11 protein-coding genes are annotated in these 10,985 nt (G+C 63.0%); 10 read left to right on the top strand and 1 reads right to left on the bottom strand.

Features of this window, described 5'->3' with window-relative positions; translation table 11 throughout:
• From B7O88_RS18070 to B7O88_RS11690, 10 genes are all read left to right on the top strand, one after another.
• On the top strand, window positions 1-191 hold a 191-nt coding region (locus tag B7O88_RS18070; RefSeq protein WP_216359009.1), incomplete at its 5' end, for a hypothetical protein.
• Complete coding sequence (gene argS / locus B7O88_RS11730; protein ID WP_088276136.1) at window positions 192-1,937, top strand: arginine--tRNA ligase; 1,746 nt, start codon at window positions 192-194, stop codon at window positions 1,935-1,937. It abuts the gene before it with no gap.
• Window positions 1,938-1,941: 4 nt separating this feature from the next.
• Window positions 1,942-2,556, top strand: a complete 615-nt coding sequence (locus tag B7O88_RS11725; RefSeq protein WP_412779073.1) for an SPOR domain-containing protein — start codon at window positions 1,942-1,944, stop codon at window positions 2,554-2,556.
• An 81-nt stretch (window positions 2,557-2,637) separates the two neighbouring features.
• The gene (gene hslV, locus B7O88_RS11720; RefSeq protein WP_088276135.1) at window positions 2,638-3,168 is read left to right on the top strand and encodes an ATP-dependent protease subunit HslV; all 531 of its coding nucleotides are present in this window, start codon (window positions 2,638-2,640) and stop codon (window positions 3,166-3,168) included.
• Window positions 3,169-3,187: 19 nt separating this feature from the next.
• Window positions 3,188-4,528 (top strand): ATP-dependent protease ATPase subunit HslU, encoded by a 1,341-nt coding sequence (gene hslU, locus B7O88_RS11715; protein ID WP_088276134.1) that lies wholly within the window; start codon window positions 3,188-3,190, stop codon window positions 4,526-4,528.
• A 115-nt stretch (window positions 4,529-4,643) separates the two neighbouring features.
• Entirely contained in the window at window positions 4,644-5,024 is a 381-nt protein-coding gene (locus B7O88_RS11710) for a gamma-butyrobetaine hydroxylase family protein (protein ID WP_088276133.1), read from the top strand.
• 184 nt (window positions 5,025-5,208) lie between these two features.
• Window positions 5,209-6,891, top strand: a complete 1,683-nt coding sequence (gene phaC / locus B7O88_RS11705) for a class II poly(R)-hydroxyalkanoic acid synthase (protein WP_088276132.1) — start codon at window positions 5,209-5,211, stop codon at window positions 6,889-6,891.
• A 24-nt stretch (window positions 6,892-6,915) separates the two neighbouring features.
• Window positions 6,916-7,782: a poly(3-hydroxyalkanoate) depolymerase gene (phaZ, locus tag B7O88_RS11700; protein ID WP_088276131.1), complete on the top strand. Its 867-nt coding sequence runs from the start codon at window positions 6,916-6,918 to the stop codon at window positions 7,780-7,782.
• A gap of 112 nt (window positions 7,783-7,894) precedes the next feature.
• On the top strand, window positions 7,895-9,520 hold the full coding sequence (locus B7O88_RS11695; RefSeq protein ID WP_088276129.1) for a PHA/PHB synthase family protein: 1,626 nt from the start codon (window positions 7,895-7,897) through the stop codon (window positions 9,518-9,520).
• Window positions 9,521-9,527: 7 nt separating this feature from the next.
• Entirely contained in the window at window positions 9,528-10,142 is a 615-nt protein-coding gene (locus B7O88_RS11690; RefSeq protein ID WP_088276128.1) for a TetR/AcrR family transcriptional regulator, read from the top strand.
• A 75-nt stretch (window positions 10,143-10,217) separates the two neighbouring features.
• Here the strand turns inward: B7O88_RS11690 and B7O88_RS11685 are convergent, their stop codons facing one another.
• A complete protein-coding gene (locus B7O88_RS11685; RefSeq protein ID WP_088276127.1) occupies window positions 10,218-10,979 on the bottom strand; it encodes a phasin family protein in 762 nt (253 codons plus the stop codon).
• Between the last annotated feature and the right edge of the window lie 6 nt (window positions 10,980-10,985).

The raw sequence follows: 10,985 nt of genomic DNA, 5'->3' as shown, positions 1-10,985 counted from the left end.
TAAAAGGCGAAAAGCAAACTCGACAAAAGCACCTTGCAGAGAACGATCACCCTTGTGCAGCCACCGCAGAGCTACATAAAGCCCGCGCCAGCCGCAACGACAAACCCCAACCGACCACAGGGTTTGGCAAGCCGCCCCATAAAACGGATAATGTCGGGTTTTCACTGGGCACCTGCCGGATACTCCATTAAATGAAGAACCTGATCAGCCAACTGCTTGCCGACGCTGTAGACCGCCTCAAGGCCGACGGCGTCCTGCCGACCGACCTTTCGCCCTCCATTCAGGTCGAGAACGCGCGCGACAAGGCGCACGGCGACTTCGCCAGCAACCTGGCGATGATGCTGGCCAAGCCGGCCGGCATGAAACCGCGCGATCTGGCCGAGAAGCTGATCGCCGCCCTGCCCGCCCATCAGGCAGTGGCGTCGGTCAACATCGCCGGCCCGGGCTTTATCAACTTCTTCCAGGATGCCGGCTGGCTGGCCGGTCAGCTTGAAGCCGCACTGGCCGACCCGCAACTGAGCGTGCGCGCCGAGGTTCCGGCTCAGCGCGTGGTGGTCGACTACTCCTCGCCAAACCTGGCCAAGGAGATGCACGTAGGTCATCTGCGCTCCTCGATCATCGGTGATGCGGTTGCCCGCATCCTCGAATTCCTCGGCCACACCGTGATCCGTCAGAATCATGTGGGCGACTGGGGCACCCAGTTCGGCATGCTGCTGGCCTATATGGAAGAGCACAGCGTCGACGCCGAAGCCGAGCTGGGCGATCTGGAGAATTTCTACCGCCAGGCCAAGAAACGCTTCGACGAGAGCGAAGACTTCGCCGCCCGCGCGCGCCAGCGCGTCGTCGACCTGCAGGCCGGGGAACCTTCCTGTCTGGCACTGTGGGAGCGCTTCAACAGCATTTCCCTCGGCCATTGCCAGGCCGTCTACGACCGCCTCGGCGTCAGCCTGACGCCTGCTGATGTGCGCGGCGAAAGCGCCTACAACGCCGATCTGCAGGGCATCGTTGCCGATCTGCGTAGCGCCGGTCTGCTGACCGAGAGCGATGGCGCCCAGTGCGTCTTCCTCGAGCAGTTCAAGAACGCCGAGGGCAACCCGCTGCCGGTGATCGTACAAAAGGCCGGCGGCGGCTATCTGTATGCCACCACTGACCTGGCCGCCATGCGCTACCGCCATGCAGAGCTGCATGCCAACCGGGTGCTTTACTTTGTCGATCAGCGTCAGGCGCTGCACTTCCAGCAGGTGTTTGCCGTGGCGCGGGCAGCCGGCTTTGTGCCCGCCGACATGCAACTTGAGCACATGGGCTTCGGCACCATGAACGGTGCCGATGGCAAGCCGTTCAAGACCCGCGACGGCGGCACCGTCAAGCTGGTCGACCTGCTCGACGAGGCAGAGCAGCGTGCTCTGCGCCTGGTTAAAGAGAAGAACCCGGAGCTGCCGTCCGACGAGCTGCGCGCCATCGGCGCCGCCGTGGGTATCGGCGCGGTCAAGTACGCCGACCTCTCCAAGCATCGCAGCAGCGACTACAGCTTCAACTTCGACCTGATGCTGAGCTTCGAGGGCAATACCGCGCCCTACATGATGTACGCCTATACCCGTGTTGCCAGCGTATTCCGCAAATTGGAACGCAGCATGGATGCGGTCGCGGATCTGGCTCCTATGGCTCTGGTCGAGCCGGCCGAAACCGAACTGGGCGCGCATCTGGCGCAATTCAACGCCACGCTGAATTACGTTGCTCGCGAAGGCACCCCGCACGTACTCTGCACCTATCTGTACGAGCTGGCCGGTCGCTTCTCCAGCTTCTATGAACAGTGCCCGATCCTCGCAGCGGACAGCGAGACCCAGCGCGACAGCCGTCTGCGCCTGGCAGCACTGACCGGCCGTACCCTCAAGCAGGGTCTGAACCTGTTGGGCATCAACACTCTGGAGCGTATGTAAGGGCATGGCAAAAGGACGCAAAGCCCCTCGCCGCGGCGCCAGCCGCGCGCAATCAGCGCCACGGCGCAAAGGTATTCCCGGCTGGTTGTGGCTGGTCAGCGGTCTGGTGATTGGTGTGTTCGTTACCTTCCTGCTGCAACTCGAACCGGGCCGCGAGGAGGTAAGGCGCTCGCCCGAGCCGCCCAAGCCAAGCAACACACCCGCTGCGCCCCCAACGACGCCCAAGCCGCAGTACGACTTCTACACCCTGCTGCCGGAGTCCGAGGTCAGCACACCACAGCAGGCGGCACCGACCACACCCGCACCAACACCGGCACCCGAGGCCAGCGAACCTGCGACAGGCGGGCCGTCCTATTACCTGCAGGCGGGCTCTTTCCGCCAGCGTTCGGATGCCGACCAGCTGCGCGCACAGATCCTGCTGCTGGGCATGGACGTGAAACTGGAGAACGCCACCATCAACGGCAACCAGTGGTACCGCGTTCAGGTTGGCCCGTTCAGCAATAAGGACAGCATGACCCAGGCCCAGCGCCCCTCAGCGGCAACGGCTTCAGCAACCTGCTGCCGCAACAGCGCTGAGCCTCTCGCGCCCGTTGCTCGGGCGCATCCAGCCTTGCCTTGAAATCCTGATCAGTGCCCCCAGATCAGGATGCAAGGCAGCGATCCTGCCACTTTTTCCCCCACAGCCAACCAGGAGTTGCGCGTGACTACAATCGTATCCGTACGCCGCCACGGCAAGGTCGTGATCGGTGGTGACGGCCAGGTATCCCTCGGCAACACCGTCATGAAGGGCAACGCCCGCAAGGTACGCCGCCTCTACAAGGATCAGGTCATTGCCGGTTTCGCCGGTGGTACCGCCGATGCCTTTACCCTGTTCGAACGCTTTGAAGCCCAGCTGGAAAAACACCAGGGCAACCTCGTCCGCGCCGCCGTCGAGCTGGCAAAGGACTGGCGCACCGACCGCGCCCTGCGCAAGCTGGAAGCCCTGCTTGCCGTCGCCAACAAGGACGCCTCGCTGATCATCACCGGCAACGGCGATGTCATCGAGCCTGAAGAAGGGTTGATCGCCATCGGTTCCGGTGGCCCCTACGCGCAATCCGCCGCGCGTGCCCTGCTGATGCACACCGAGCTGTCTGCTCGCGAGATCGTCGAAACCAGCCTCAACATTGCCGGCGACATCTGCATCTATACCAACCGCAACCTGACTATCGAGGAGCTGGACGCCAATACCTGAGGCGACCGGATTCAACCCCATGTCCATGACACCCCGTGAGATCGTGCACGAGCTGGACCGACACATCATCGGTCAGCAGGATGCCAAGCGCGCCGTCGCCATCGCCCTGCGCAACCGCTGGCGCCGCCAGCAGCTGCCCGAGGCGCTGCGCAACGAAGTCACCCCGAAGAACATTCTGATGATCGGCCCGACCGGTGTCGGCAAGACCGAAATCGCCCGTCGCCTGGCGAAACTGGCCCAGGCGCCGTTCATCAAGGTCGAAGCCACCAAGTTCACCGAGGTGGGGTACGTCGGCCGCGACGTCGAGTCCATCATCCGTGACTTGGTCGATGCCGCCATCAAGCTGCTGCGCGAACAGGAAATGACCAAGGTGCGCTACCGCGCCGAAGATGCGGCCGAAGAGCGCATCCTCGACGCCCTGTTGCCCGGCGCCCGCCCAGCCACCGGCGACCAGCCGGAGCGCAGCGACAGCAGCACCCGCCAGCTGTTCCGCAAGCGTCTGCGTGAAGGTGAGCTGGACGACAAGGACATCGAGATCGAGGTTTCCGACGCCCCGGCCGGCATCGAAATCATGACCCCACCGGGCATGGAGGAAATGACCAGCCAGCTGCGCGACATGTTCTCCAACCTGGGCAAGGGCAAGAAGAAAACCCGCACCCTCAAGGTCCGCGATGCGCTCAAGCTGGTACGCGATGAAGAGGCTGCGCGCCTGGTCAATGAAGACGACCTGAAGACCCGCGCGATCAGCGCCGTCGAGCAGAACGGCATCGTCTTCCTCGACGAGATCGACAAGGTCAGCAAGCGCGCCGACAGCGGCAGCGGTGCCGACGTTTCCCGCGAAGGCGTACAGCGCGACCTGTTGCCACTGATCGAAGGCTGCACGGTTAACACCAAGTTCGGCATGGTCAAGACCGACCACATCCTGTTCATCGCCTCCGGCGCCTTCCACCTGACCAAGCCCTCGGACCTGATTCCCGAGCTGCAGGGCCGCCTGCCGATTCGGGTTGAACTGCAATCGCTGACGCCGAGCGACTTCGAGCGCATCCTGACCGAACCCGATGCCTCACTGACCGAGCAATATCGCGCTCTGATGGCGACCGAGAACCTGAACATCGAGTTCGCCCCTGATGCCGTCAGCCGCCTCGCGGAAATCGCCTGGCAGGTCAACGAGAAGACTGAAAACATCGGTGCCCGTCGTCTGCACACGGTGCTGGAGCGCCTGCTGGAAGAAGTGTCGTTCAGCGCCGCCGATCTGGCCGCCAAGCACGACGATCAGCCGCTGGTTATCGACGCCGCCTACGTCGACAGTCACCTCGGTGAGCTGGCCGTCAACGAAGACCTGTCACGCTATATTCTTTAACTCAAGCCGCAAGCTTCAAGCGGCAAGCGAACAGCAGATCGTGCGCGCCATGCGATCTGCTTGAAGCTTGAAGCTTGAAGCTTGAAGCTTGAAGCTTGAAGCTCAGGACTCTGCCATGCCCGCACCGATTCCGACCCGCATCAAGTTGCACAAGGCCTCGCGCACGCTGGAGCTGGGATACACCGACGGCCGCAGCTATCAGTTGCCCGCCGAGTACCTGCGCGTGCTGTCGCCCTCTGCCGAGGTGCGCGGACATGGCCGTCCCGTCCTGCAGGCCGGCAAGATCAACGTTGCCCTGGTCGGCGTCGAGCCGGCCGGGCGCTACGCCCTGAAGCTGGTGTTTGATGACGGTCACGACAGCGGCCTCTACAGCTGGGACTACCTCTACCGCCTCGCCACCGAACAGGCGCAGCGCTGGCAAGCCTACCTTGACGAGCTGCACCAGGCTGGTGCGTCGCGCGACCCTGACGTCAGCGCAATCCGCTTCATCCCCTGACGGGGCGCTCGCCTCAACACCTGTTTGACATATGGCTCTGGTTTAGTTGACCTGCCTAAAAAGGCGTTAACAGCAATCAAGCCGCATGCTAACGTGTCTCAAGAGTGCGACACCAACAAGCTGGTTCAATTCTTGCTGGACTGCATTCAGAGCGGCTTCCCTGCCTCAGACTGGAGCGTTGAAAATGGGCGATAAAACCAATAATGAAAATCTGGCCAACAAGGCCAGCGAACATATTCTCGGCCCCAACCCCGTGGTTGGTGTTCCGGCACGTGATCTTGTCAGCACCGCCCGCATGGTGCTGAGGCAAACTGTCAAACAACCGCTGCACAGTATTCGCCATCTGGGTCGCCTCGGCATGGCGGTGACCGATGTAATGCTCGGTCGCTCGCAACTGGCTCCCAGTGCCGACGACCGCCGCTTTGTCGATCCGACCTGGAGCCAGAACCCGCTGTACCGACGTTACATGCAGACGTATCTGGCCTGGCGCAAGGAACTTAACAGCTGGATTACCAGCTCCGATCTGTCGGCCCAGGACATCAGCCGCGCCCAGTTTGTCATCGCCCTGATGACCGAGGCCATGTCGCCGACCAACACCGCACTCAATCCGGCTGCACTCAAGCGCTTTTTCGAGACCGGCGGCAAGAGCATCCTCGACGGTCTCACCCACATGGCCAAGGACATCGCCCACAACGGTGGCATGCCCAGCCAGGTGAACATGAACGCCTTCGAAGTGGGCGGCAACCTGGCCACCACCCGAGGCTCGGTGATTTTCCGCAATGAGGTACTGGAGCTGATCCAGTACAAGCCGCTGACCGAGGAAGTCTACGAGCGTCCGGTGCTGGTAGTGCCGCCGCAGATCAACAAGTTTTACGTCTTCGATCTGTCGCCCGACAAGAGCCTGGCCCGCTACCTGGTCAGCAACCATATGCAGGGCTTCGTGGTCAGCTGGCGCAACCCGACCAAGAGCCATCGTGAGTGGGGTCTGAGTACCTACATCGACGCCCTCAAGGAAGCCGTCGACGTAGTGCTGGACGTGACCGGCAGCAAGGATCTGAGCATGCTTGGCGCCTGCTCCGGCGGCATCACCACCGTCTCCCTGCTTGGCCACTACGCGGCGCTGAAGGAAAAGAAGGTCCACTCCTATACCCTGCTGGTCAGCGTGCTGGATACCGAACTCAAGACCCAGGTCGCGCTGTTTGCCGACGAGCGCTCAATTGAGGCCGCTCGCCGCATGTCCTACCAGAGCGGCGTACTGGAAGGCCGCGACATGGCGAGAATCTTTGCCTGGATGCGCCCCAACGACCTGATCTGGAACTACTGGGTCAACAACTACCTGCTGGGTAACGAACCGCCGGTATTCGACATCCTGTTCTGGAACAACGACACCACCCGCCTGCCGGCCGCCTTGCACGGCGAATTCCTGGAGATGTTCAAGACCAACCCGCTGACCCGCCCCGGCGCACTGGAAGTCAGCGGCACGCCGATCGACCTGAAGCAGGTCAAGAGCGACTGCTTTGTCATCGCCGGGCTAAACGATCACATCACGCCATGGGAATCGTGCTACAAATCAGCCAAGCTGATGGGTGGCAAGTGTGAATTCGTACTGTCCTCCAGCGGCCACATCCAGAGTATTCTTAATCCGCCAGGCAACCCCAAGGCGCGCTTCTTTACCAGCGGCGACATGAGTGGCGATGCCAAACACTGGCTGGAAACCGCGACCAAACAGTCCGACTCCTGGTGGCAGTACTGGCGAGACTGGCTGCATGCCCGCGGCGGCAAGCGCAAGCCGGCCCCTGCGGTGCTTGGCAACGAATCGTATCCGGCGCTGGAGCCCGCACCCGGCACTTACGTACACGAGCGCTGATCGGCGCAAAACTGAGAGCAGCCCATGCCGCAGTCCATCATATTTCGCACCATCGAGCTGGACGGTCAGTACCTGCGTACAGCCGTTCGCCCGGGCTCAAGCTCGCTGCCTCCGCTGCTGATCTTCAATGGCATTGGCGCCAACCTGGAGCTGGTGTTTCCGTTCATCGAAGCGCTGGACCCGGATCTGGAGGTCATCGCCTTCGATGTGCCCGGTGTCGGCGGCTCATCCACGCCGATGACGCCGTTCCGGTTCCCCGGTCTGGCCAAGCTGGCCGCACGCATGCTCGACTACCTCGACTACTCCCAGGTCAACGTCATCGGCGTGTCCTGGGGGGGCGCGCTGGCGCAGCAGTTTGCCTACAGCCATCCCGAGCGTTGCAAGAAGCTGATTCTGGCGGCTACATCGGCTGGAGCCGTAATGGTCCCCGGTCGGCCGGCCGTACTGATGAAGATGGCCAGCCCGCGGCGCTACATTCAGCCCTCGCACGGCGTCACCATCGCCCCCGATATCTATGGCGGCGCGTTCCGCCGCGACCCGCATCTGGCCGAGAAGCACGCAGCCAAGGTGCGATCCTCCGGCAAGCTGGGCTACTACTGGCAACTGTTCGCGGGGCTGGGCTGGACCAGCGTGCACTGGCTGCACAAGATCCGGCAGCCAACGCTGATTCTGGCCGGTGACGACGACCCGATCATTCCGTTGATCAATATGAAGCTGCTGGCCTGGCGCATTCCCAACTCGGAGCTGCATGTGATCGACGACGGCCACCTGTTTCTGGTGACGCGCGCACAGAGTGTCGCTCCGATGATCATGGCGTTTCTGTCCGAGGAGAAACAGCCTGCTGTAATCCGGCACCCTGCCTCCATCAAGCAGGCACCCGGGCATGGCTGATCAGGCACAGGGCCAACGCCAACGCCAGCAAGGCACCCTCGACACAGACCCGTACAGGGCCTGCTTGCGTTAGACTGCGACACGAGACACGGATCTGGATCAGGAACGCTGGATGCCCGAGCACTCACAAGGACGAACGCGCCAAAGCGCTATTGGGCGAGACCTGTCGCAGAGTCTGCTGGCACTGCTGCGCAGCCTGAGCCAACAGCCCTGCCACCACGCAGATTACCTGCTCCAAACCCTGGGCAAGGCCCTGCAAGCATTGCTCGGCCAACTGAATATCGACGTACCGGAGGGCGACCCTCGCTTCAGCCACCCGGGCTGGCAGGCAACCTTGTCACAACGCATTTTGCAGCTTTGGTACGCCTGGCAGCAGCCGCTGAACGCCTGGCTCAACGGCCTGGAGATGGCCGAGCACGAACGCGCGCAACTGCGCTGGCTGCTGGAGCAAGTGGCTGCCGCCGTAGCGCCCAGCAACAGCCTGCTCAACCCTGAGGTGCTCGACGCCGCCCGCCAAAGCCGGGGTCATAGCCTGTGCCGGGGCGCGCATAACCTCTGGACCGACCTGGCCAGCGGCCGCCCCTTTGCCCAACCCAATCTGGATACCCGTCACCTGCTCGGGCGTGACATCGCCTGCAGCCCTGGCCAGGTAATCGCCCGCCACGCCGAGTTCGAGCTGCTTTGCTATCAGCCATTGACTGACCGCGTCCACAACACTCCGCTGCTGATCGTTCCGCCGCCGATCAACCGCTTTTACCTGCTTGATCTGACCCCGGACACCAGTCTGATCCGCCATGCCCTGCAACAGGGGCTGCAGGTCTACCTGATCAGCTGGCGCAATCCCAATCCCAGCCACTGCAACTGGGGGCTGGGCCGCTACGTCAGCGCTAGCCAGCGCGCGCTGAGCGAGTGCCTGCAGCACAGCGCCAGCCCCCAGGCAACACTCACCGGTGTCTGCAGCGGCGGCCTGATCGCTGCCCTGCTCTGCGCCTGGCAGCAGGCCGCAGGCCGCCATAGCCAACTGAATGCACTCAGTCTGCTGGTGACCCCGCTGGATACTCGCCTGCAGACCGACCTGATGCGCCTGAGCGGCCCGGCAACCCGACAGCGCCTGCGCCAGCGGGTCTGGCGCGACGGCTACCTCGACGCCCGCAGCAGCGGCGCCCTGTTCGGCTGGATGCGGCCGGAACAACTGGTTTGGATACCGGCCGTCACCCGCTACGGGCTGGGCCGAGAGCTGAAGAACTGCCCGGTCAGCACCTGGGGACACGATCACACCCGCCTGCCGGCGCAACTGGTCGAGGACCTGCTCGACCTGTTCGACCGCGACCCGCTTGACCAGCCCGGCAGCCTGCAGCTGAACGGTGAAGCAATCAACCTCAGCGCAGTGACCCTGCCCAGCTGGCATCTGGCCGCGCGTCGCGATCACATCGTGCCTTGGCAAAACACCTACCCCGGCACCCGTCTGGGGGGCGAGAAAGTCTTCAATCTGTGCCACAGTGGCCATATTCAGGGCCTGCTGTGCCCGCCCGGCCATCCACGCGCGCACTACCAGCACGGCCCGGTCACCTGCGCTTCTGCCGACGCCTGGCTGGCCACAGCCGAAGCACAACAGGGCAGCTGGTGGCCAGCCTGGACTGGCTGGCTGAAGCGCTACAGCGGCGATCTGATCAACGCACCGACTCACGCCGATGGCGGCCACGGCCCGGCGCCCGGCCAATACGTTCAACAGCAATGAGTAACCGATGAAGACCCGCGATCGCATCCTGCTCTGCACTCTGGAACTCTACAATGCCGACGGCGAGCCCAACGTCACCACACTGGATATTGCCAACGAACTGGAGATCAGTCCGGGCAATCTGTACTACCACTTCAAGGGCAAGGAAGCACTGCTGGAGGCGCTGGTCGATGACTTTCTGCTTTCCACCCACAGCCTGCTGGTCAGCCCAGAAGAACCCGACGATGCCTCACCCGACGACCTCTGGCTGCTGCTGCACCTGCTGTTCGAAGCCATCGCCACTCACCGCTTCCTGTTTCAGGATCTGTCCAACCTGATGGGGCGCTATCCGTTCCTGCGTCATGCCATGCGCCCGTGGTTGGCGGCGCTGCGCAGCCGACTGAATCAGGTGCTGCGGGCCCTGCGCAACAGTGGCCATCTGATCTGCGATGAGGACGCGGAGCAGCGGCTGCTTGACGCGCTGTGCCAGACCACCCTGTTCTGGCTCGACTACCAGCGCGTCGCCGGAGACGGCGAGGTCGATGCCGCCGGCGGCGTGCAGCAGATGCTCGGCCTGCTGCGCCCCTGCCTCGACGAGGAGACTGCCGAGTGGATGCAGCTGCTGATTAACCGCTACAACTGATCGCCCACTCTCACGCAGCCAATAAAAAACCCCGCAATGCCGAAGCAGTGCGGGGTCGGGTACGACTGAGCGCAATCAGGCGTCGGAGGGCTTGTCCGCCGCCGGTGCCGCCGCGGGTGCTGCAGGTGCCGGAGCAGAGGCCGCTGCAGCGGGTGCCTTAACAGCCGGAGTCGCCTTCGGCTTGGCCGGGGCTCTCGGTTTGGCTGGTGCCTTCGGCTTGGCCGCAGCGGTCTTCGCCGCCGGCTTGGCAGCTGGCTTCGGTGCGGCCTTCGCGGCTGGCTTGGCGGCCGGTTTCGCTACGGGCTTGGCCGCGGGCTTGGCAGCTGCGGTCTTCGGCTTGGCAGCAGGTTTCGCCGCCGGTTTGGCAGCCGCAGGGCTGGCTTTCGGCGCAACCTTGGCAGCCGGCGCCTTGCCGGAAGCCATACCCTGAATCAGCTTGGTCAACTCATCGACCTTGTCGTTCAGCGCCTTCACTTCATCACGTGAGGGCACCCCAAGGCGGGAAACAGCACTGTTGAGACGCTTGTCGAAGGCTTCTTCCAGCTCATTCCACTTGCCTGTCAGCTTGCCCTTGGCCTTTTCGGCCTTGGTCTTGGCTTCATCAAGCGGGCTCTTGCCGGCTTTCGCCTTACCCTTGAGGGTGTCGACCTGCTTGTCGATCTCGGCCTTGGCTTTCTTCTCGGCAACCTCTCCGTCCTTGATCAGGGTTTCGAAGAGCTTCACGCCCTCCTTCCCGACCTTGGCGTAGGCACCCAGACCTGCCAGCCAGATCTGCCGCGAATAGCTTTCGATATCCGCAACCCAACTTGGATCCTTGTCCTTCTTTTTACCCGCCATGGAGCA

Source organism: Halopseudomonas aestusnigri, assembly GCF_002197985.1.
In the GTDB taxonomy this organism is placed as follows: domain Bacteria; phylum Pseudomonadota; class Gammaproteobacteria; order Pseudomonadales; family Pseudomonadaceae; genus Halopseudomonas; species Halopseudomonas aestusnigri.
This window is presented reverse-complemented; position numbering and strand designations above follow the sequence as displayed.

What these genes read in the sequence shown, in the direction of transcription:
- phaZ (WP_088276131.1), top strand. Translation starts at nt 6,916, where the DNA reads ATGCCGCAGTCCATCATATTTCGCACCATCGAGCTGGACGGTCAGTAC.
- B7O88_RS11685 (WP_088276127.1), bottom strand. Translation starts at nt 10,979, where the DNA reads ATGGCGGGTAAAAAGAAGGACAAGGATCCAAGTTGGGTTGCGGATATC.
- B7O88_RS11695 (WP_088276129.1), top strand. Translation starts at nt 7,895, where the DNA reads ATGCCCGAGCACTCACAAGGACGAACGCGCCAAAGCGCTATTGGGCGA.
- B7O88_RS11725 (WP_412779073.1), top strand. Translation starts at nt 1,942, where the DNA reads ATGGCAAAAGGACGCAAAGCCCCTCGCCGCGGCGCCAGCCGCGCGCAA.
- B7O88_RS11690 (WP_088276128.1), top strand. Translation starts at nt 9,528, where the DNA reads ATGAAGACCCGCGATCGCATCCTGCTCTGCACTCTGGAACTCTACAAT.
- phaC (WP_088276132.1), top strand. Translation starts at nt 5,209, where the DNA reads ATGGGCGATAAAACCAATAATGAAAATCTGGCCAACAAGGCCAGCGAA.
- hslU (WP_088276134.1), top strand. Translation starts at nt 3,188, where the DNA reads ATGTCCATGACACCCCGTGAGATCGTGCACGAGCTGGACCGACACATC.
- argS (WP_088276136.1), top strand. Translation starts at nt 192, where the DNA reads ATGAAGAACCTGATCAGCCAACTGCTTGCCGACGCTGTAGACCGCCTC.
- B7O88_RS11710 (WP_088276133.1), top strand. Translation starts at nt 4,644, where the DNA reads ATGCCCGCACCGATTCCGACCCGCATCAAGTTGCACAAGGCCTCGCGC.